General features: G+C 64.5%; 20 protein-coding genes. 7 read left to right on the plus strand and 13 right to left on the minus strand.

The genetic code is table 11. The annotated features are described in order from the left end of the window. Positions 1–23 precede the first annotated feature (23 nt). The 3 genes from CN311_RS25695 (at position 24) to CN311_RS25705 (ending at position 3688) form a co-directional block, all read left to right on the plus strand. Positions 24–905 carry a LysR family transcriptional regulator gene (locus CN311_RS25695; RefSeq protein WP_097576470.1) on the plus strand — a complete coding sequence of 294 codons (882 nt, stop codon included), beginning with the start codon at positions 24–26 and terminating at the stop codon, positions 903–905. A gap of 192 nt (positions 906–1097) precedes the next feature. Next, complete coding sequence (locus CN311_RS25700) at positions 1098–1535, plus strand: phospholipase A2 family protein (protein WP_097576471.1); 438 nt, start codon at positions 1098–1100, stop codon at positions 1533–1535. Positions 1536–1555: 20 nt separating this feature from the next. Then, positions 1556–3688, plus strand: a complete 2133-nt coding sequence (locus CN311_RS25705) for a phospholipase D-like domain-containing protein (RefSeq protein ID WP_097576492.1) — start codon at positions 1556–1558, stop codon at positions 3686–3688. A gap of 13 nt (positions 3689–3701) precedes the next feature. Here the strand turns inward: CN311_RS25705 and CN311_RS25710 are convergent, their stop codons facing one another. Further along, the gene (locus tag CN311_RS25710; protein ID WP_097576472.1) at positions 3702–4715 is read right to left on the minus strand and encodes an AraC family transcriptional regulator; all 1014 of its coding nucleotides are present in this window, start codon (positions 4713–4715) and stop codon (positions 3702–3704) included. Between the two features lie 202 nt (positions 4716–4917). On the opposite strand from CN311_RS25710, the gene CN311_RS25715 reads away from it, so the two are divergent. Then, the gene (locus CN311_RS25715; protein WP_097576473.1) at positions 4918–6162 is read left to right on the plus strand and encodes an NAD(P)/FAD-dependent oxidoreductase; all 1245 of its coding nucleotides are present in this window, start codon (positions 4918–4920) and stop codon (positions 6160–6162) included. A 25-nt stretch (positions 6163–6187) separates the two neighbouring features. On the opposite strand, the gene CN311_RS25720 is transcribed toward CN311_RS25715, so the two are convergent. From CN311_RS25720 to rsfS, 8 genes are all read right to left on the minus strand, one after another. Next, positions 6188–7516 (minus strand): D-amino acid dehydrogenase, encoded by a 1329-nt coding sequence (locus CN311_RS25720; RefSeq protein ID WP_342586708.1) that lies wholly within the window; start codon positions 7514–7516, stop codon positions 6188–6190. Between the two features lie 30 nt (positions 7517–7546). After that, the gene (gene alr / locus CN311_RS25725; protein ID WP_097576475.1) at positions 7547–8698 is read right to left on the minus strand and encodes an alanine racemase; all 1152 of its coding nucleotides are present in this window, start codon (positions 8696–8698) and stop codon (positions 7547–7549) included. Positions 8699–8780: 82 nt separating this feature from the next. Next, complete coding sequence (locus CN311_RS25730; RefSeq protein WP_097576476.1) at positions 8781–9308, minus strand: RNA pyrophosphohydrolase; 528 nt, start codon at positions 9306–9308, stop codon at positions 8781–8783. A gap of 2 nt (positions 9309–9310) precedes the next feature. Beyond that, the gene (locus CN311_RS25735; protein ID WP_097576477.1) at positions 9311–10480 is read right to left on the minus strand and encodes a divergent polysaccharide deacetylase family protein; all 1170 of its coding nucleotides are present in this window, start codon (positions 10478–10480) and stop codon (positions 9311–9313) included. A gap of 283 nt (positions 10481–10763) precedes the next feature. After that, positions 10764–12089 carry a S41 family peptidase gene (locus tag CN311_RS25745; protein WP_097576478.1) on the minus strand — a complete coding sequence of 442 codons (1326 nt, stop codon included), beginning with the start codon at positions 12087–12089 and terminating at the stop codon, positions 10764–10766. A gap of 1 nt (position 12090) precedes the next feature. Beyond that, positions 12091–13419 carry a murein hydrolase activator EnvC family protein gene (locus tag CN311_RS25750; protein WP_097576479.1) on the minus strand — a complete coding sequence of 443 codons (1329 nt, stop codon included), beginning with the start codon at positions 13417–13419 and terminating at the stop codon, positions 12091–12093. 171 nt (positions 13420–13590) lie between these two features. Next, positions 13591–14073, minus strand: coding sequence for a 23S rRNA (pseudouridine(1915)-N(3))-methyltransferase RlmH (gene rlmH / locus CN311_RS25755; protein WP_097576480.1), 483 nt, complete (start codon positions 14071–14073; stop codon positions 13591–13593). Positions 14074–14177: 104 nt separating this feature from the next. Continuing rightward, the gene (rsfS, locus tag CN311_RS25760) at positions 14178–14555 is read right to left on the minus strand and encodes a ribosome silencing factor (RefSeq protein WP_023678068.1); all 378 of its coding nucleotides are present in this window, start codon (positions 14553–14555) and stop codon (positions 14178–14180) included. Between the two features lie 242 nt (positions 14556–14797). Between rsfS and CN311_RS25765 the strand changes: the two genes are divergently transcribed. The 3 genes from CN311_RS25765 to CN311_RS25775 all read left to right on the plus strand — a co-directional run bounded on the left by CN311_RS25765 (position 14798) and on the right by CN311_RS25775 (position 17191). Beyond that, a complete protein-coding gene (locus CN311_RS25765; protein WP_097576481.1) occupies positions 14798–15655 on the plus strand; it encodes a mechanosensitive ion channel family protein in 858 nt (285 codons plus the stop codon). 205 nt (positions 15656–15860) lie between these two features. Then, the gene (locus CN311_RS25770) at positions 15861–16334 is read left to right on the plus strand and encodes a carboxymuconolactone decarboxylase family protein (RefSeq protein ID WP_097576482.1); all 474 of its coding nucleotides are present in this window, start codon (positions 15861–15863) and stop codon (positions 16332–16334) included. After that, entirely contained in the window at positions 16334–17191 is an 858-nt protein-coding gene (locus CN311_RS25775; protein ID WP_097576483.1) for a sigma-70 family RNA polymerase sigma factor, read from the plus strand. The genes CN311_RS25770 and CN311_RS25775 overlap by 1 nt, the downstream gene beginning before the upstream one ends. Here CN311_RS25775 and CN311_RS25780 read toward each other — a convergent pair. The 4 genes from CN311_RS25780 to proB all read right to left on the minus strand — a co-directional run bounded on the left by CN311_RS25780 (position 17188) and on the right by proB (position 21912). Continuing rightward, positions 17188–18486 carry an MFS transporter gene (locus tag CN311_RS25780; RefSeq protein ID WP_097576484.1) on the minus strand — a complete coding sequence of 433 codons (1299 nt, stop codon included), beginning with the start codon at positions 18484–18486 and terminating at the stop codon, positions 17188–17190. The genes CN311_RS25775 and CN311_RS25780 overlap by 4 nt on opposite strands. Before the next feature lie 100 nt (positions 18487–18586). Then, positions 18587–19174: a nicotinate-nucleotide adenylyltransferase gene (locus CN311_RS25785; RefSeq protein ID WP_097576485.1), complete on the minus strand. Its 588-nt coding sequence runs from the start codon at positions 19172–19174 to the stop codon at positions 18587–18589. A gap of 248 nt (positions 19175–19422) precedes the next feature. After that, positions 19423–20709: a glutamate-5-semialdehyde dehydrogenase gene (locus tag CN311_RS25795; protein ID WP_097576486.1), complete on the minus strand. Its 1287-nt coding sequence runs from the start codon at positions 20707–20709 to the stop codon at positions 19423–19425. Positions 20710–20712: 3 nt separating this feature from the next. Further along, positions 20713–21912: a glutamate 5-kinase gene (gene proB, locus CN311_RS25800; protein ID WP_097576487.1), complete on the minus strand. Its 1200-nt coding sequence runs from the start codon at positions 21910–21912 to the stop codon at positions 20713–20715.

Consider the following 21912-nt stretch of genomic DNA (forward strand, 5'->3'; position numbering starts at 1 on the left):
CATTACTAAGGCGGGCCATCCCCATGAACTGGGATGACGTCCGCATCTTTCTCGCCGTGGCGCGTGCCGGCCAGATCCTCGGCGCCGCGCGGCGACTGGAGCTAAACCACGCCACCGTCTCGCGCCGCATCGCCGCGCTCGAGGATGCGCTGAGGACAAAACTCTTTCGCCGGCTTACCACCGGCAGTGAGCTGACGCCGGCGGGCGAACGCTTCCTCGAAATCGCCGAGCGCATGGAGGGCGACATGATCGCCGCGCGCTCCACGGTTGCCGGCGAAGGCGACGATGTCTCCGGCACCGTGCGCATCGGCGCGCCGGACGGTTTCGGCGTCGCCTTCCTGGCCAGGCGTCTCGGCGCGCTGACGGCCCTGCACCGCGAACTCACCATCCAGCTGGTGCCGGTGCCGCGCTCGTTCTCGCTGTCCAGGCGCGAAGCCGACATCGCCATTACCGTAGAGCGGCCGACGGAAGGCAGGCTGGTGGCCGGAAAGCTGGTCGACTACACGCTCGGTCTGTTCGCGTCCCGCGCCTATGCCGAGGCGCACGGCTTGCCGCGGACGCCTGGCGAACTCGGCCAGCACACGCTGATCGGCTATGTGCCGGACCTCATCGTCAGCCCCTCGCTCGACTATGCGGCCGAGTTCAGCGCCGAATGGCGCACCAGCTTTGCAATTTCCTCCGCGCTCGGCCAGGCCGAAGCGGTGCGTTCCGGCGCCGGCATCGGCATCCTCCACACCTTCGTCGCCCGCTCGATGCCGGAACTGGTGCCCGTCGACATCGTCGCGCCCATCCGCCGCGCCTACTGGCTGGTCTATCACGAATCGGTGAGGCCGCTGCGCCGCGTGCAGATCGTCGCCAGCTTCATCACCAAGGCAGTGGAAAAGGAACGGGGATTATTCGCGTGACGCATGTCGCCAAAAGCATGCCCACGGGCCTGACCCGAGGGTGGGAACCGGTTTGAGACAACGACATGCATCAAGGCAACCGCGCCTTTTCCTCGCCATAAAGTCGGCGAGTGTGGCGATGCGCTGTTGCCGACGTCTTGTTGTGCCGCCGCGCCGGACAGGGCATTTCTGGGGAAGTTGGCGCAGGTAGACATGCGAGCCGTTCTTGCGATCCTCCTGCTGGCGCTTTCGGCCTGCGCCAATCCGTGGACGAAAGTGCCGGAAGCGGAACTGCCCAAGCCGGTGCGTTATGCGATGGCGCGCCCCTCGCCTTTCGTCGTCGGCAATTATTGCGGCCCCGGCACCCGCACCGGCGACCTCTCCGCCCGGCCAGTCGACCGCCTCGATACCGCCTGCCAGACCCATGATGCCTGCTACATCGCCCGCCGCAACCATTGCGACTGCGACGGCGCGCTGGTCGCCTCGGCGAAGGCGATCCGCGACGACAAGACGGCGCCAGGAAAGATGCGCAGGCAGGCGGAGCTTTTGATCGCCACCTTTGCGCTTCCCGTCTGCAAGGTCTTCCCGCAAGGGTTCATGCCGCCGCGCGATCCCGCCCAGCTGAAGGCGATGAACGGAGCGACCGGGTGAGCCAGCGACGCGCCGGATATATGGCGCTGTTCGGACTGGCGCTGGTTATTCTTGCTGGCTGCGCCGATCGCTCAGTGGGCAGCTGCGATGTCTTTCCCGGCGAAAGCGCCTGCGCTCGCCCTTCGCTGTCAGCCACGGCATCGAGTGCGAAGGTTGCGGCGGCCCAGTTTTTCGGCGACGCGGACGGAAACGACTACGAGAGACGTTTCCTGGCGGTGCTCGCCCACCACCAGCTCGGCGCGATGGACCGGGCGAACGGCACCGGCCCTTTCGGCCACGACCGCCATGACATTGCCAACAACGATTTCCAGGCAACCTACCGGACGCTGGAACGACTGGCCAAACCGGTCGCCACGGGACAGGTGCCGCCGTCGAACGGAAAAGAAGGCGAGGGCCGGTTCGACGGGCGCTGGCGGGTGTCGCGGCAGACGCTTTATATCGACGCAGCGGCGCGGCCGTCCGGGGCCAAGACGTTCAGCTTTTCCGGCGTACAAGCACGCTCGGTCGAGATCGTGCTGCGTCAGGCGGGCCGAGAGCCGGTCGACATCGGCGGCGCCTGCGACGGCATGCTGGCGGTCCGGCAGGCCGGCAGCACACGCAGCTTTCCGCCAGGCACGGCGTTTCGCATCCACCTGGCGAGCGGCGACACCAGCCTGTTTCCAGGCGAGGCCCTGAACCGTTGCGATCTCGATATCAGCTCCAGCCTGGCCCGGGCTGGCGCTCCGCTCACCATCCTGCGCGAAGAGGTCGCCGATCCGGCGCTCGCCGCCCTGGACAGCCGCTATGAGCGTTGTCCCGTTCCAGATCCGGCCGGCCTCGATGCGCTCGAGCGCGCCTTCTACGCCAGCCGTTGGCTGTCGCAGACCTGTACGCTGACGCCCGGGAAGCCGCGCCTGCTGCGCAAGTCGCGCGACGGCTTCAATGCCAAGGTCGAAGCGCTGCTGGGCGTGCCGCTGCCCGACAGCGCGTTCGACAAGGGCGATCCCGAGCTGCCGCTCGATTTCTCCCACGCGCCGAAACTCAAGCTGATCTATCTGTCGTCGCTGGAGTTCAAAGCGGACTTTTCCGGCCGCATCATCGAGCGGCTGATCCGCCACCACGCAGCGCAGGGCGCCAAGGTGCGCATCATGGTGACCGACGTGCTGGAGCGCGACAAGGACGACGCCATGCTGCACCGGCTGGCCGCCGAGTTTCCCAACGTCGAATTGCAGGAGTACCGCTGGCGAGCCGACCATGGCGCGCCGATCGACGAACAGCTGTCACAGCTGCACAAGACCCATCACGTCAAGATGCTGGCGACGCTGGCCGAGGATCCCCGCCGCTCGCGTGCTATCATCGGCGGCCGCAACATCCATGACGGCTTCCTGTTCCACAGGCCGATCGACCTGTCGCGCTATCCCGATCTCCAGCAATATGGCAAGACCGACGGGCTGTCGCTGAACTACTATTCGAACTGGAGCGACTTCGACATCGAGATATCGGACCCGACCACGGTCGAGACGCTCGCGGCACATCTGTCGACGCTGTGGCTGCGCGACGCCGATACCAACATTTCGCGACCCTTCTCGATTCCGGTCCGTTCGGACGGCCGGCGTCCGCCTGGCACGGCGCGGCATTTCATCTCCGTGCCCTATGCCGACGGCCACGCGCTGGAGGGCTATTTTGTCGAACTGATCGACATGGCTCAAAACCACATCGAGATCGTCAATCCCTATCTCAATCTGACGCCGAGCCTGGCCCAGGCCTTCGACCGGGCGCTGGCGCGCGGCGTCAAGATCGACATTATCGGCCGCATCGACCTCAAGGGCGATATAGGCGGCAAGTTCCTCACCGCGCTCAACAAGCTGTTCGTCGAGAAATATGGCGACCGCATCGACATCCGCGAGTTCAAGGCGCCGGATGTCGTGCTGCATTCCAAGATCATGATGATCGATCAAAGGCTGGTGACGATCTCGTCGGTCAACCTCAACAACCGCAGCTTCTTCCACGATTCCGAGAACGGCATGATGGTGCTCGACCCCGCCTTCTACGCCAGGATGAAGCCGATCTATGACGACTATGTCGCCCATTCGAACCGGGTCGCCACCAATGTGATGGTGCCATGGGCCTATCGGCTGCTGTTCTCCGAGGGCTGGGTGAAGGAAGCTTTCTAAAATCTGCGGGCGTTCATGTAACTTCAAGCGAAATGCGAGCCGCTATTTTGCGCTCGGCTTCCACAGGGTCCGATTGCGATCCCCTTTTTCGGAATTGTCCTGGTGGGATGCCAAATTCACGTTTGAATGCCCGGTTGAAAGCCGCCTCTGAATCATACCCGACCTCCGACGCCACTTGCAGCACCGTGTGTTGGGTCGTTTCAAGCAGTCTTGCCGCGAGTTGCAGTCGCCAGCGCGCCAGATAGGCAAGTGGCGGCTCCCCGAGATAAAGCGTGAACCTCTGCGCCAGGACCGAGCGCGAGGTTCCGGCCTCCATTGCCAACTCGGCTATCGTCCATGGATGGAAAGGCCTTCTATGCATCAGCGCCAGCGCGCTGCCGACCACCACATCCCGTGCACCCGCCAGCCAACCGGTCTGCTCCGCGGGCAATCGCTCCATGTATCGCCGCAGTGTTTCGATGAAGAGCGCCTCCGCCATCTTTGACAGGAGAATGGACTGCCCAGGGCGTCCGCATCCGGCCTCCGAGACCAGATGGCGAATCGAGTTTTCCAGCCACTCGCCGGCGGAATCGCCACGGATATTGATCCTGATCATCAACGGCAGGCCTGCGAGAAAGAGCTTGTCCGCGTGTCGCTCGCAGCCGAAATAACCACAGACGAATCGTGTCGTTTCGCCACCGCCGCCCAACCGCATCGTCGTGAGATCGCCCGCCAGAAACCTGCCGAGCGTACTCCCGCTATCGACAAATTTTGAGGGCGAGCCGTTCGAGACGGTATGTGCATCGCCATGCGGGATGATCAACACATCGCCGGCCGAGACGGGTATGGTGGATTGCGGGAAACATACGACGGCCCTTCCCTCCGTGACCAGATGATAGCTCACCAGCCGTTCGGTTCCGGGGGCAAGCACATGGGCAACATCGCGAACGTGAGGCACCTGGAATCCCCAAGGGGCGGTACACTCCGCATGATAGAAGATGGCGCCGGTCATGCGCACCGCATTCAGCGCCTCTGACAAGGCGTCCATCCGCAGCTCCACTCGATCAAGCCCAGCGCCTTCAGCTCTCGCTGCAAAGAAACACGGAATTCCGGCAAAGATTTGATTCCGTTCCGGGTGTAACTTCGAACCACACGGGTCGTACCGGATCGGGTGCGACAGTCGAATACGCCAGGCCGCAGGGCAAAGAGGGGGGGCAGGCCACGGTTCAGGCGAACCCGAGGAGGTCGAAATGAACAAGAAATTCGACGCAATCGTCGTCGGCGCACGCTGCGCCGGGGCGCCGACGGCGATGCTGCTGGCCCGGCAGGGTTATTGTGTCTTGCTGGTCGACCGCGCCACCTTTCCGAGCGACACGGTATCCACCCACATCCTGCATCCGCTTGGCGCGAGCGCCCTGTCGAGATGGGGCCTGCTCGATCGGCTGACAGCGACGGGATGCCCGCCCATTCACACCTACTCTTTCGACTTCGGCCCTTTCACGATTGCCGGTTCGCCAGGTACGCCGGCGGCACCGCTGGCCTACTGCCCGCGGCGAACGATACTGGACAAGTTACTCGTCGATGCGGCCGCCGAATCCGGCGCCGAGGTCCGCGAAGGCTTCGCCGTCGAGGAGATTTTGATCGAAGACGGACGCGTGGTCGGAATAAAGGGCCATTCCAAGCAAGGTAGCGACATTATTGAGCGCGCGGACGTCGTTGTCGGCGCCGATGGCAGACACTCGATAGTTGCCGAGGCAGTTCGGCCTGAACAATATGACGAAAAGCCGGCCCTGCTCGCCGGATACTACACCTATTGGAGCGGGCTACCGATGGAAGGCCGGTTCGAACAATATATCCGCGAGCATCGCGGCTTCGCCGCGGTTGCAACCCACGACGATCTGACGCTGGTCATTGCCGGCTGGCCATACGCGGAATTCATCGAGAACAAGAAGGACATTGAAGGAAATTACCTGAGGACGATCGAGCTCGCGCCAATGTTTGCCGATCGACTGCGCGGCGCCAGGCAGGAAGCACGGTTTGCCGGCACAGCCGTGCCCAATTACTTCCGGAGACCTTACGGCCCGGGCTGGGCGCTCGTGGGGGATGCCGGCTACAACAAGGACTTCATCACGGCGCAAGGAATTATGGACGCCTTCCAACACGCCGAACTTTGCGCCGCCGCACTTGCCGCGGTTTTCTCCGGAACGCGATCATTCGAGGATGCGATGGGCGACTACCATCGTGCCCGGGATGAACAGGTAAAGGCAATGTACGAATTCACCTGCCTGCTGGCGACGCTGGAACCGCCGCCGCCCGAGATGCAGCAGCTGTTCGGCGCGATCCATGGCAATCAGGAGGCCATGGACGGGTTTGCGCGGCTAAACGCCGGGACGACATCGCCCGCCGAGTTCTTCGCGCCGGAAAACGTCGATGCAATCATGGCGGCAGCTTCAAGTTCTCACAAAAAAACAGTGCCGCACATGCCAGGTAGCTGAAGCCGGAGGCCAGCGCGGTAAAGTCTTACCTGACGTACCGCTCCGGCCCGAGATCGCGCACATTGATGTCGGGCACCCGGCTGGAGATGATGTCGGCCAGCACCTTGGCCGAGCCGCAGGCCATGGTCCAGCCGAGCGTGCCGTGGCCGGTGTTGAGATAGAGGTTGGAGAACTCGGTGCGGCCGATCAGCGGCGGCCCGTCCGGCGTCATCGGCCGCAGCCCGCACCAGAAGGTCGCCGCGCGCATGTCGCCGCTGCCTGGAAAAAGATCGCCGACCGAGTGTTCGAGCGTGCGGCGCCGGGTTTCGTGCAGCCTCAGGTCGAAGCCGGAAATCTCCGCCGTGCCGCCGACCCTGATGCGATCGCCGAGCCTGGTGATCGCCACCTTGTAGGTTTCATCCATCACCGTCGACACCGGCGCGGCGGCGGCATCCTTGACCGGCACTGTGATCGAATAGCCCTTGACCGGGTAGACCGGGATCGGCCGCCTCAGCATGCGCATGAACCTGGCCGAATAGCTGCCCATCGCCATCACATAGGCATCGGCCGCCTTCCAGCCCTTGCTTGTGTTGATGTTGGCGATGCGATTGCGATTCCTGACGATGCGCCTGATCGATACGTCGTATTCGAAGGTGACGCCCCGCGCCGCGCAAAGCTCGGCCAGACGATCGGTGAACATCTTGCAGTCGCCGGTTTCGTCGCCAGGCAACCGCAGGCCGCCGACGAATTTTTCGCGAACCCCCGCCAAGCCCGGCTCGGCCGCGATGCAGCCGTCGGGATCGAGTATCTCGTAGGGAACGCCATAGCTCTTCAGCACTTCGACATCGCCTGATGTGCCGTCGAGCTGCTGTTGCGTGCGGAACAGTTGCAACGTCCCCTTGGCGCGCTCGTCATAGGCGATCCCGGTCGCCTCGCGCAGCGCCTTCAGCGTATCGCGGCTATATTCCGCCAGCGGCACCATGCGCGCCTTGTTCAGCGCATAGCGCTCGGTTGTGCAGTTGCGCAGCATCTTGACCAGCCAAATCCACATATACGGGTCCAGCGTCGGTCGCACCACCAGTGGACCATGCTTCATCAAGAGCCACTTGACCGCCTTCAGCGGAACGCCAGGGCCGGCCCATGGCGAGGCGTAGCCCGGCGAGATCTCGCCGGCATTGGCGAAGCTGGTTTCCAGCGCCGGACCTTTCTGGCGGTCGATCACCGTCACCTGATGGCCGGCCTCGGCCAGAAAATAGGCTGTCGTGACCCCTATCACGCCACCGCCCAGCACGAAGATCTTCATCGCATAACTCTCCGCAACGACATTCTGTCCGGGTTTGAGGCGCGGGCCATCATCATGTTCTGTCTGCCGGATTTTACCGCGCTCGCCAAGAGGGCGGCTGGTCTAACCGTTCACGTAGCGCCGGTGAAAGCGACGGCCGAGGCTGGACAGGATTTCGTAGCCGATGGTGCCGGCATGGCCGGCCGCCTGGTCCACCGTCTGCGACGGCCCGATCAGTTCGACGAGATCGCCTGCCCTCAGCCTGCCGGGCGGCAGCGCCGAAATGTCGAGGATGATCGAATCCATCGACACGCGTCCGAGGAAGGGCAGTCGCACGCCTTGGAACCAGGCGGCTGAGGCGGCACGTCGATGCCAGCCGTCGGCATAGCCCAATGAGATCGTCGCGGCAGCCAGCGGAGCCGGCGTATGGAAAGTATGGCCATAGCCGACACCGGCACCGGCCTCCAGCATTCGCGTCTGGATGACCTTGGCCTCCAACCGCACCACCGGCAGCAGCGGGTCCGGTTCGGCCGGCGTCGGATTGATGCCGTAGAGCGCCGCACCGGGACGGGCGAGATCATAGTGAAAGCGCGATCCAAGAAAGATGCCGGATGAGTTGGCGAGCGAAGCCGGCGCCTTCGGCAGCATCTTGCGTAGCCGCTCGAATTCCAGCCGCTGCCGTTCGTTGGCCGGATGCGCGGGCTCGTCGGCGCAAGCCAGATGGCTCATCACCAAGGTCACGTCGATACCGTCGAAAGCCCGTGGATCCCCGGCGACGGCCTCCACTTCCACTGCTGCCATGCCGAGCCGCGACATGCCGCTGTCGACCTGGATCGCCGCGGGTAATTTCCGGCCGGCGCGGCGGGCAGCCGTGCGCCAGGCCGCCAGTTGCTCCACGCTGTTGATGACGGCGGTGAGCCCGGCTGCCTCCGCCTCCCCTTCCGCGCCGGGCGCCATGCCGTTCAGCACATGGATGGCGGGCACCGGGCCCAGCGAGCGACGCAAGGCGATCCCTTCGTTCAGAAGTGCTACAAAGAATGTGTCGCAGTCTTCCCTGGCCAGTGCTGTCGCCACTTGCGCCGCGCCGAGCCCGTAACCATCGGCCTTGACGACCCCTGCGCAGCGCGCGCTGCCCAGCCGCGCCTTCAGCCGCCGGAAATTCTGGCGGATCGCACCGAGATCGATCGTCAGGATCGCACCAGCCACCGTCTCGCTGACCGTGGCGCTTTCGGCAGCCGCCTCTCCCGGAACGGATTTTTTGAGGACGTCGTTCATGCCGGCCTTGCTCGCTGCGGACTGGCCATCAATAAGGCCACCACACCCAGGCGGCAACTGTCACGACTACCTGAGATTCAGGTCAGGCCGGCGTCACCAGATGCCGGAACGCCGTTACCACGTCCTCATAAACCCTGCGCTTGAACGGCACGATCAGGTCGGGCAAGTCCGGCATCGGCCGCCACGCCCAGTCGTCGAACTCGGCGGTGTGGCCGCCCGGCGGCGGATTGATCTGGATCTCGCTTGCGTCGCCATGGAAACGGAAGGCAAACCACTTTTGTGTCTGGCCGCGATATCGGCCCTTGAAGGCAATGCCGACCAGATGCGCCGGCAGGTCGTAATTGATCCAGTGCGGCGCCTCTGCCAGCAGCGAGACCGAGCGCATGCCGGTCTCTTCATACAGTTCCCGTTCCGCCGCCTGCAGCGGCTCCTCACCCTTGTCGATGCCGCCTTGCGGCATCTGCCAGAGCTGCGTCGTGCCGGCGAATTCGCTGTCCGGTTCGGCAATGCGATGGCCGACCCACACCAGGCCCGCGGAATTCAGGATCATCAGCCCGACGCAGGGGCGATAGGGCAGCGTCTCGGGATCGATCTTCTTTGCCTTAGCCATGCTCAACCTTTTTGCGGATCGATCGCCACTGCCGAAATCGGCACGATCTCGATGCCGCGCTTCCTGGCCTCGATCACCCAGGACGCCACTGTGTCGACCGTCAGGTCGAAGGCCGAGCCGATGCCGACGGCGGAGCCCTTGGCGCGGGCCGTCGCTTCGAGCTGGTCCAGCTTCTTGAGGATGGCGCCACGGTCCTGCACGGCGTCGATCGCCGTGTCGCCCGCCACGAACGGCACGCCGTCTTTCAGTGCCAGTTCGGGGGCGAGGCTGCGTGCCGAGGAGCCGTCGTCGACATAGGCCAGGCCACGCTTGCCAAGCTCGGCCATGAACGGACCCATCGCCGTCGCGTCGGCCGAAAAGCGCGCGCCCATATAGTTCATCACGCCGGTATAGTTGGTCGTCCGCGACAGCGCCCAGCGCAGGCTCTTCAAATTCTCGTCCGGGCTCGCCGCGATCGTCAGCGTATTGCGGCCGGGATTGACGTTCGGATAGTCGAACGGTTCGAGCGGTACCTGCATGACGATCTCATGGCCGCTTTGCCGCGCCGCCTGCATCCAGCGGCCGATGCTGTTGCCTTGCGGCGCGAACGCCAGCGTCACCTCTGCCGGCAGCTTGGCGATGGCCGCCTGCGTGCCGGTCTGCGACACGGCGAGCCCGCCAATGACGATCGCCACGCGCGCGCCGCGCGCCCCGGACCACGGCCGCGCATAGACATCGAACGGCCGCCTGCCATCGGCGGCACGGACCGGCAACGGGCCGGTGTCGCTGGCTTCGATCAGTGCCCGGTCGGGAAGATGGGCGATCTTCAGGTTCTGGCCGATGGCCGAAGGGTCGCGAATGACAATCGCAGCTTTAGGAGGAGCATCGCCCTCCTCGGTCTCGACATGGATGATCCGCGGGCCGCCGGTCTTGGGGGCTGCTTCCGCATTCGGCGCCGCCGCTGGCTCGGTGGCCGGCGCGGCGGCGGCCGTCACCTTCGGCGTTGAAACCGCAACGACCTCCGGCTTTCGAAACGGCTTGTCGCGCAGCGCGATAGCGCCGGAGACGCCGATCACGGCCAGAACGACGAGCGCGGCCGTGACCGCGCGGGCGCTGATCCTGCTGCCGGCCGCGCGTGTCGGCCGGACGGCCAGTCCGAGCGGGCGTTCGATATCCTTGCCGATGTCAGCCAAGCCGCATCCCCAAGCGCATGATCCGAAAAGTGAAACTCACTTTTCGTGTGAGATCCCGCGCGAAAATCCACATCGCTGGCGCATTACTCAGACGTATGGCGCTCCAGCCGCGGTGCCCCGAATCAAACTGCCGGAACCTCGCGGCCCCGGCAGCATCGCATCGCTTCGATCAGGCGGCCATAGCTTCAATGCATGTCGCCCAAAAGTGGTCCCGGTTTTGGGACGACGACATGCATCAAAACAAAAGCCCGGCCGATCGACCTTTACTGGTTCAACACGGACCCTACTGGTTCAATACAGCCTTGTCCGGATTCGGCGGGAACGCCGGATCGGTCTTTTCGCCGCGCAGAAGCTGCTCGGCATAGATGAGCTGCAGGTCGTCCTTCGGCTCCGGCGGCACATAGGCTGCCGAACCCGAACCGGTCGCGCCTTCGTCGGCGCCCTTGATATGGCCCTTGAGGTCCGATTCGCCGCGCGTCAGGTCCCTGCCCTGCAGTTCCGGCGGCAGCGGCTGGTCGACTTTGATGTCGGGCGTGATGCCCTTGCCCTGGATCGACTTGCCCGACGGCGTGTAATAGAGCGCCGTCGTCAGGCGCAGCGCGCCGTTCTCGCCAAGCGGAATGATGGTCTGCACCGAGCCCTTGCCGAAGGATTGCGTGCCGACCACCGTGGCGCGGCGCAGGTCCTGCAGAGCGCCGGCGACGATTTCGGACGCACTGGCCGATCCGCCATTGACGAGCACGATCAGCGGCTTGCCGCCAATGTCGTCGCCCGGCCTGGCGTCGAAGCGGGTGACATCCTTCGGATCGCGGCCGCGCGTCGAGACGATCTCGCCGCGGTCCAGGAAGGCGTCGGACACGCTCACGGCCTGGTCGAGCAGGCCACCCGGGTTGAGCCTGAGATCGAGCACATAGCCCTTGAGCTTGTCGTTCGGCACCTGCTTCTTGATGGTGTCGATGGCGTTCTCGAGATCGTCATAGGTCTTTTCGGTGAAGGAGGTGATCTTCATGTAGCCGATGTCGTTCTCGACCCGGAACTTGACCGCCTTGACCTTGATGATGTCGCGCACCACCGTCAGCTCGATCGGCTTGTCGGCGCCCTGGCGCAGGATGGTGAGCTTGATCGGCGTGTTGACCGGCCCGCGCATCTTCTCGACCGCATCATTGAGGGTCAGGCCGCGAACCTCGTCACCGTCGATCTTGGCAATATAGTCGCCGGCAAGCACACCCGCCTTGGCGGCAGGTGTGTCGTCGATCGGCGTGATCACCTTGACCAGGTCGTTCTCCATGGTGACCTCGATGCCGAGGCCGCCGAACTCACCCTTGGTCTGCACGCGCATGTCCTGCGCTTCTTCGGCATTCATGTAGGAAGAGTGCGGATCGAGCGACGTAAGCATGCCATTGATGGCGTTCTCGACCAGCGACTTGTCGTCGGGCGGCGTCACATATTGCGCCCGCACCCGTTCGAAGATGTCGCCGAAGATCGCCAGTTGCTTGTAGGTCTCGGAGCCCGCAGCGTTCGCCGTCGAGCTTGGCGCACCATAGACCAGGCTCATCGCGGATGCGCCCATCAGCGCACCGGCAAACAGAAGCGACAGTTTCCGCATCATCTCACGTCCTTCCAGACAAACGGTCCGCCCACCATGGGGTCGGATCGACGGGTTTTCCATCCTTGCGGAACTCGACGTAGAGCTCCGGCGTGGCATTTCCATTCTTCGAGGCCGAGGTGCTTGCCACCCGGGTCTCCCCCATCGCACCGACCGGCTCTCCTGCGAGCACCGACTGGCCAGACGCGACGCTGATTCTGCTCATCCCCGCCAGAACGACATGATAGCCGTCACCGGCGTTCAGGATCAAGAGTTGACCATAGGAGCGAAAAGGTCCCGCATAAAGCACATTTCCGTCCGCCGGCGCTGTGACGATGGCTCCCGATTGTGTCGCAACCATGTCGCCGAGCATCACCGCGCCGTTACCATCATCGGTTCCATAACGCCGCTTGATCTTTCCGATGACCGGCAGCGCGATCTGCCCCTGGAGCGCCGCAAACGGCGCTGCGGCGGTGAGTTGGTTGGCTTCCGGCACCGGCAGGGACGCCAGTTCCGGCTCTGCCGGGACCTTGTCGGCGTCGGCGGACTTCTGTTCGGCCGCCTTGGCTGCGTTCGCCGCCTTGCGCGCCTTGTCGGCCTCGAGCGACGCGATCAGTTCCTTCAGGCTGCCGGCCTTGGCCGCAAGCATCTGGGATCGCTGCTTTTCGGCGGCCAGCGCCGTTTGCGTGTCAGCCTCGAGCTTCTGCTTGGCTTCGAGCAGCATGCTTAGCCGCTTCTTTTCCGCCGTTTGCTCACCGACGGCCGCCGTCAACCGTGCCCGCTCCGCCTCGATCGAGGCCGTCACCCGCGATTGCTCCTTGAGGTCGGCCAGCAGGATTTCGGTCTGCTGGCGCAATTCCGGCACCACGGCGCCAAGCAGGATGGCGCTGCGTACCGACGACAGCGCGTCCTCCGGCTTGACCAGGATCGCCGGCGGCGGATTGAGCCCCATGCGCTGCAATGCGCCCAGCACCTCGGCCAGGACGTCGCGTCTGGCCGCCAGCGAGGCGCGGATCTTCTGCTCCTCGCCTTTCAGCCCTTCCAGCTTGGCGCCGATGTCCTCGATATCCTGGCCAAGCTTCTGTTCGGTCATCGCCGACTGGATCAGCGCCGCGGTGATCGAGGCATGGTCCTTCTTGATGGTCGCTATGTCGGCGGCGAGCTTGGCCAGCCGCTCGGATGACAGTGTGATCTCCTTCGACACCTGCTCGTACTCGGCCCGGCTCTTGTCCGGATCGGGCGCCAGGTCGAGCGTATTCTCGGCCCTACCGGCACTGAGCGACAGCACAAACACCGCCGCCGCAATGCCGCAGCCGCGCAGAATGCTCGCTCTCGATCGTCCAGTCTCAGACATTGAAGCCCGACTCTATGCGTGGCTTCGTTAACGAACCATCAACCATGTTCGAAGCCCTGCCAACGGCACACAATGTGCCGCTGCATTGGGGCGGAAATCCGGGCGGCTCGCACCATCCATCGGTTCGCCACCGGTTGTCGCCCAAAGCCGGTCAAGAACGGGGATGGAAACTCACGACCGGTGATAGGGATGCCCGGACAGAATGGTGGCGGCCCGGTAAAGCTGCTCGCCCAGCATCACGCGGACCAATTGGTGCGGCCAGGTCAGCGACCCGAACGACACCATCAGATCGGCCTGATCGCGCAGCGATTGATCGTGGCCGTCGGCGCCGCCGATGGCGATGACCAGCGCCTTGCGCCCGCCGTCGCGCAGCAGGCCGATGCGGCCGGCGAAATCCTCGGAGGAAAGGTTCCTGCCGCGCTCGTCGAGCAGCAGCAGCGCGGCGCCCGGCTGCAAATATGTCTGCAACCGCTGGCCTTCCTCGCGCCGCCGCTCGGTGGCGGTCTGGGCGCGGCCTTCCGCGATCTCGGCAATACCGGCAAATTCGAGGCCCACAGTGGGGCCGCTTTTGGCGAAGCGCTCGAAATAGCGGTCGGCGAGCTGCTTCTCGGGGCCGGCTTTCATTCGGCCCACGGCATGAACTGATATCTTCATCCTACCTCAAGGAGCCGCTGATGCATGTCGCCCCAGAAGCGTGTCCTCGGGCTTCAACCGAGGGTGCGCACCGGCACAACGACAAGCACCAAGACAAATACGGCTCAGTGCAAGGTCTCTTCCTCGAGGTCCGGCGCCTGCCACATCTTTTCGAGATTGTAGAAGTCGCGAACTTCGGGACGGAAGACATGGACGATGATGTCGCCCGAATCGATCAGGACCCAGTCGGCGCCTGCCAGCCCCTCGACGCGCGCCGTGCCGAGCCCGGCATCCTTGAGCGCCTTGAGGAGATGATCGGCGACTGCCGAGACATGACGGTGCGATCGGCCGGACGCGACGACCATATAGTCGCCGAGGCTCGATTTCCCCTGAATGTCGATTGAGACGATGTTTTCGGCCTTGGAGTCTTCCAGACTGGCAAGGACTGTCTTGATGGCGCGGGACACGGCGTCGTTTACGCTGATCCCGGCCGGCGAAGGCACGATATCGGCCCTCTTCCGCAGTGCTGTTCTCAGTGTATTTCCTTTCGCAGCAAGAACAACCAAATCACCCGTGAAATCAGGTGACACCGCTTAGATAGGCAGAGTTCCGTTGCAGTTTCAAGACGGCAGCCTCCGCTGTCGTCGAACGCCCTGCCTGCCCTGCTGGTCCAGCTCGCCAAAAATATCGGAACTCATGGCGCTTTGCAGGGGTTATCGGCGCATCGATCAACGGGATTTTTGTCATGCCGATCGACCCTCAGAACGCCGTCCTCACCGTGCAGGCGGGGCTGGCGCAACTCAGCACGCTGATCGTCTCCTACTCGCTTTCGGCGATCGGCGCCGTCATCCTGCTGGTTGTCGGCTATATCGCCGCCGGCATCGCCGAGCGCTCGATCTTTGCCGGCCTCGGCCATATCCACGGCTTCGACGCGACGCTGCGCCATTTCTTCTCGAAAATCGTCCGCTACGCCATCCTGGTCCTCGTCGTCATCATGGTGCTCGGCCAGTTCGGCGTGCAGACCGCCTCGATCATTGCCGTCATCGGCGCCATTGGCTTGGCGATCGGCCTGGCGCTGCAGGGCACGCTGCAAAATATCGCCGCCGGCATCATGCTCTTGGCGCTGCGGCCACTGCGCATCGGCGAATATGTCGAGGTCGGCGCCATTTCCGGGACCATCGAGGAGATCGGGCTGTTCGCCACCCGGCTGAGGACGGTCGACGGCGTCTATATACTCGCTCCCAATTCGACATTGTGGAACCAGCCTGTCCGCAACTATTCGCGCAACGGCGTCCGTCGCGGCGACATCACGCTGACCATCGGCTCGTGGAACGACATCGATCTCGCGCAAAAAACCATGCTCGGCGTCGCCGCCGCCGAGCGGCGCGTCCGGCGGGAACCGGCCCCCATCGCCTTTGTCGCCACCGTCGGCGACAGCACCGTCGCCATCACTTTGCGTTACTGGACCTCGTCCGCCGACTTCTTCGCCACCCAGATCGACCTCACCAAACGCGCCAAGCAGGCCTTCGACGCCGACGGCATTTCGGTTCCGGCGCCCCCACCGGAAGCGCCACGGCAGGAGGCCTCCACCACAAGGCAATAATCGCCGGGCGCGGGTGCTCGACCACCAGCGTTCTTTTGCATGGGTAACGCCGAGATTGGATTCCTTCGCCCAGTCCCGAATTTCTCACTATCTTGCGGCGCGGCGCCGTCACCTCGCGTGGTGGCAGGCACAAAATTTGGCGCGCATGTCACATCAGCGGATCCTCGCTCGTCATGAAGGCGCAACCAACAGAAGGAAGCCAATCATGACCGCCAAACTTGACCTCTTCGCCGCTGCCCCTTCCCTGATGAAGGAATGGCAGCGAGCGGCCTTCGCCATTTCCTCCAGCCTCGAGCCCAGCCTCAGCGAGCTTGTGAAGATCCGCGCCTCCCAGATCAACGGCTGCGCCAACTGCCTCAATATGCATACAGTGTTTGCGCGCGAAAGCGGCGAGACCGAGCAGCGCATCTACCTTCTGTCGGCCTGGCGCGAGGCGCCTTGCTATACCGACCGTGAACGCGCCGCGCTCGGCTGGACCGACGCGCTGACGCGGATGTCCGAAGGACATACGCACGAAAGTGCCTATGGTGCCCTGAAGGCCGAGTTCACGGAGGAGGAGCAGGTGAAGCTCACTTTGATGATCAATGTCATCAACGGCTACAATCGCCTTGCGGTTGGCTTCAGTGCCTGGGCGGATCCGGCAGCTATAAGGTCCGCCGCCAAGGCGGCTGCCGCCTGATGATAACCGCCGAGTCCGAGCATGCGGCGGCGAGTTTCGAGCCGCTGCGTCCAAAGCTTGTGCGCGTCGCCTACCGCATGCTGGGCTCCATGGCGGACGCCGAGGACATGGTGCAGGAGGCCTTCATCCGCTGGATGAAGGCCGACCACACAGAGGTGCGCGAGCCCGAAGCGTTCCTGCGCCGCACGGTCATGCGCCTTTGTCTGGACCAGCTCAAATCGGCACGACGCCAGCGCGAGACCTATATTGGACCCTGGCTTCCCGATCCCGTCGTGGAGGACGACGAAGCAGAAGACGTTACGTTGCCGTTGATGCTCGCACTGGAACGCCTCTCTCCGCTCGAGCGAGCAGCTTTTCTGTTGCATGATGTGTTCGGGCTGGAATTTGACGAGGTCGCAGCCGCCATTCAGCGCGACGCGGCGGCCTGTCGCCAACTCGCTGCCCGCGCACGCAGCCATGTGCGCGAGGCACGCCCACGCTTCCAGGTGGAAAAACAACGTGGCCTCGCGCTTGCCAGGGCCTTTTACACCGCCTCGCGCAGCGGCGATATGAAGGCGCTTGGTGCGATGCTGAAGGCCGATGTCAGCGCCCATGCCGACGGCGGCGGCAAACGTCCGGCAGCGGTCGAGCCGGCCCTGGGATTCGACGCCGTCATGAAGCAATACGAGCAGGTGGCGGCCTGGTTGCGCGAGAATGGCTCGACACTGGTTCGTGTCGGTTTCGTCAACGGATTGCCAGGCTTCATCACACTGGAAGCCGATGGCGAACTTCAGACGACCGCGCTCGAAATCGAGGAGGGCAAGATCGCGGCGATCTATGTCGTGCGTAACCCCGACAAGCTCAGGCATTTGCACTAGTCGTCGGAGCGACCGCGCTGCTCCTCCGGCGCGAAGGCCAGCTCAACCGGCAGCGGCGCTTGCGCGCTCATCGGCGCGAAGTTGCCGGTCTCGGTGGCTGGAACGGCCAGCGTCGTCGTCACCCGCCACAGCACGAACAGGCAGAACGCAGCGGCGATCGCGATGGCCACATAGATGAAGGTCTGCGTGCCATAGATGACGGAAAGCCCGGTCACGATGCCGGGAACGATGAAACCCGCCAGCGACCACGCAAACAGAAGCGAACTGGACAGCGCCACCATGTCGTCCTTGCTGGCGCGGTCGGCGGCATGCGCGCTGGCCAGCGAATAGATCGATTCCGAGGCCCCGTCCCAGACTATGTAGATGACAACGAGCGCCGCCAGCGCGCCGCCGTCGAAGCCCAGTGCGAAAAGGCCTGCTACCAAAGCGAGCGCCGAGGCGGCGATCAGCACATAGCGCCGGTCGGTGCGGTCGGAAATCCAACCCAGCGGAATCTGCAGGATCAGCGTGCCGACCGGCATCGCCGACAAAAGCAGCGCCACATCCGCCTGGCTGTAGCCCTTGGCCGTGGCGTGGATCGGCGCGAAGCCCGAAATCGCCATCGACAGACCGCCGACGGCGAGCATGCCGGCGACACCAACGGGCGAAATCCGCCAAGCCAGGCCAAGTGCCACCGATGCAGCCTGCGGCGCCGGCGGTTGGGCGAGCCGCGTCAGCCCCACGGGCAGGATCGACAGCGCGGTGAAGGCGATGCCGATCAGCGGCGCCTGCGCAGTCCCGATATCGACCGCCGCCAGCGCGGCGTAGCCGACGCCGAGCCCCGCGACATAGGCGACGTAGAATACCGCCATGACCCGGCCGCGTATGGCGTTGGCGACAGCATCGTTCAGCCAGCTCTGCGCGACGATGAACAGGCCGCATATGGCAAAGCCATAGAGCGCGCGCGCCGCGATCCATAGCAGCGGGATCGTCCCGGCCCCGACGGCGGCATTGGACAACACGATCAGCGCCGACAGCACCATGAAGGCGCGGGCATGGCCAACGCGCCGCACCAGCGGTCCGGTGAGGATGCAGCCGGCGAGGCCGCCGGCCGAGAGGCCGGTGATGATCAGCCCGGCCCAGGTCGGATCGAAACGCTCGGCGCCGAGGCGAACCGGTATATAGGCGAACATCAGCCCATTGCCGACCGCGACCAGCGCCATCGACAGGATGACGCTGGCAATGGCGATCGTCGGCGCCGACGGGCTGCCCTGCCGCGGGTCGTGTCTGGTCTGGTTTCGCTCGACAATCGTCATCTTGGCGCAGGATCGCCTAAGGATCAGGCAAAGGCCGCTGCAAAAACGACATCGCCGGACGTGCCTTCTCCCTTGGTCAAGAAAGGAAGTTCGTGCAGTTTCAGCCTTTCGCCATCTTGCGGATGGCGCTCGACGACAGCGACGAGCGCGGGCCGTGGATGAAGGTCCAGGCCGGCGCCTTCATCCGGGCGAGACGCGGTGCATCGCCCTCGTCGACGCGGGCGTAGTCGAAGGTCTTGGCAACGACCGACGACAGGAAGGACAGCGTCGCGCCCGGGCGATCGATCACCGCGATCGGGAACGTCATGACGATCTGGCGCCAGCGCTGCCAGCGGTGGAAATCGCGCAAGCTGTCGGCGCCCATGATCCAGACGAAGTCGACGCCGGGATTGCGCGCCTTGACCAGCGCCAGCGTGTCGGCGGTGAAGCGGACATGATGCGCGGCCTCGAAGGCGGTGACCTTGATCTTCGGGTTCTTGGCGATCTGCTCGGACAGGTGGAGCCGCTCCGTCAGCGGCGCCAGTTCCCGCGTGTTCTTGAGCGGATTGCCGGGGGTCACCATCCACCACAGCTGGTCGAGCGCCAGGCGCCTCAGCGCGATCTCGGCGACCAGCGCATGACCGGCATGCGGCGGATTGAACGAACCGCCGAACAGGCCGACGGCCAGGCCTTTTTCGGCATGCGGCATCTTGAGGTAGTGGGAGGGGAGGGGATGCTCGGACGAGGAAAGCATGCGTCAGGCACCCCCCTCTGTCCTGCCGGACATCTCCCCCTCAAGGGGGGAAATCGGCAGTTTCATTGGTGGCGTAAATCTTGCGAAGCTGGCAATTGGCGAAATCGCGGGTGACAGCCAATCTCCCCCCTCGAGGGGGAGATGCCCGGCAGGGCAGAGGGGGGCGGCTGGGCGCAAGCTTCAGGCCTTTTGGGCGAAAGACGTCAAGGCCGCACCTGTCCCGACCCGCGCACGCGGTATTTGAACGAGGTCAGCTGCTCGACGCCGACCGGCCCGCGCGCGTGCATCTTGCCGGTGGCGATACCGATCTCGGCGCCCATGCCGAATTCGCCGCCATCGGCGAACTGCGTCGAGGCATTGTGCAGCAGGATCGCTGAATCGACCTCGTTGAAGAAGCGTTCGACCGCTTGCGCGTCCTCGGCGACGATCGCCTCGGTGTGGTGCGAGGAGAACGTCTCGATATGCTCGATCGCGCCGGCAACACCATCGACCAGCTTCACCGCGATGATGGCGTCGAGATATTCGGTCACCCAATCGGCGTCGGTAGCGGGCCGGGCATCGAAGAACAGCTTCAGCACCTCGGCATCGGCGTGGATTTCGCAGCCTGCCGCATGCAACGCATCGAGGATCGGCACCAGATGGGTGGACGCGACGGCGCGGTCGACGAGCAGCGTCTCGGCCGCGCCGCAGACGCCGGTTCGCCGCATCTTGGCATTGACTGCGATCTTGACCGCCATGTCGAGCTTGGCCGAGCGATCGATATAGAGATGGCAGATGCCTTCGAGATGGGCAAAGACCGGCACCCGCGCCTCGCTTTGCACCCGCCCGACCAGGCTCTTGCCGCCGCGTGGAATGATCACGTCGAGACTGCCGCCGAGGCCTTTCAGCATTTCGCCGACGGCGGCGCGGTCGGTGGTCGGCACCAGTTGGATGGCGTCCTGCGGCAGGCCGGCGGCCTTGAGCCCCGCGACCAGGCAGGCATGGATCGCGGCGGAGGAATTGAGCGAATCCGACCCGCCGCGCAGGATCACCGGATTGCCGGCCTTGAGGCAGAGCGCCCCGGCATCCGCCGTCACATTCGGCCGGCTCTCATAGATGACGCCGACAACGCCAAGCGGGGTGCGCACGCGCTCGATGTGCAGGCCGTTCGGCCGGTCCCAAGCAGCGATGACGTCGCCGACCGGATCGCGCAGATCGGCGATCTCGCGGATGCCGTCGGCCATGGCCCGGATACGAGCGGGATCAAGCTTCAGCCTGTCCATGAAGGAGGCGGAAAGCCCCGACTCATGGCCATTCGAGATGTCGATGGCATTGGCATCGAGAATGTCCTGCTCACGAGCGATAATGGCCTCGGCCATGGCGAGGAGCGCTGTATTCTTGGCGGCGGTCGTGGCGATGGCCAGCGGGCGGGCGGCGGCACGAGCGCGGCGGCCGATATCGGCCATCAGCGCCACGGTGTCATCCCGGGATTTTTCATGCAGCTTCAGCATGGCTCATCCTCCGCTCGTTATCTGGTGGTCCACCCGCGTCTGGTCACCGGCCCGCACCTGGTCACCCGCCCCTACTTGGTCACCAGCATGGCTCACCACAAGGTCGTCGCGGTGGATCATCGCCGAGCGCGCTTCGTAGCCGAGCACCGTTTCGATCTCCGCCGTCTTCAGGCCTGCGATCCTTACGGCATCGGCGGCATCATAGGCAACCAGTCCGCGCGCGATCTCGCGACCCTCTGGCGACAGGATCGCCACCGTGTCGCCGCGTGAGAAATTGCCGCTGACCAGCCTGACGCCGGCGGGAAGCAGCGACTTGCCCGACAGCAATGCGCCGATGGCGCCGGCATCGACGGTCAGCCGCCCCGCTGGCTCGAGCTGCCCCGCGATCCATGTTTTGTAGCCTTTGACCGGATTTGTACTCGGCTTGAAGAAGGTCGCCCGCTCGCCGCGCTCGATCGCCATCAGCGGCGACAGCCGCGTCCCGGCGGTGATGATCATGGCGGTGCCGGCGGCGGTGGCGATCTTGCCGGCATCGAGTTTTGTCCGCATGCCGCCGCGCGACAATTCGGACGCCGCCGCACCGGCCATTGCCTCGATGTCAGGGGTGATGCGATCGACCAGCGGAATGAACTTGGCCTGAGGATCGCGGGCCGGAGGCGCCGTGTAGAGCCCGTCAATGTCGGAGAGCAGTACCAGCAGGTCGGCGCCCATCATCGTCGCCACCCGCGCCGCCAGCCGGTCATTGTCGCCATAGCGGATTTCGGAGGTCGCCACAGTGTCGTTCTCGTTGATGACTGGCACCGCCTTCATCTTCAGCAGCGTCGAGATCGTCGCACGTGCGTTGAGATAACGCCGGCGCTCCTCGGTGTCGCCGAGCGTCAGCAGGATCTGGCCCGATTTCAGGCCGCCCTTGCCGAGCGCATCCGACCAGGCGCCGGCCAGCGCGATCTGTCCGACAGCAGCGGCCGCCTGGCTTTCCTCGAGCTTCAGCGCCCTTTTTCCCAGGCCGAGAATAGTGCGGCCGAGCGCAATGGCGCCTGATGACACGACAAGGATTTCAGCGCCGCCAGCGGCCAGCACGGCGATGTCGTCGGCCAGCGAGGCCAGCCAGTCGCGCTTCAAGCCCGACGAGCGGTCGACAAGCAGCGCCGAGCCGATCTTGACGGTGATGCGCCGATATTTTTTCAGCGACTGCGCGGCCAT

The sequence above is a fragment of the Mesorhizobium sanjuanii genome, assembly GCF_002529485.1.
In the GTDB taxonomy this organism is placed as follows: Bacteria; Pseudomonadota; Alphaproteobacteria; order Rhizobiales; family Rhizobiaceae; genus Mesorhizobium; species Mesorhizobium sanjuanii.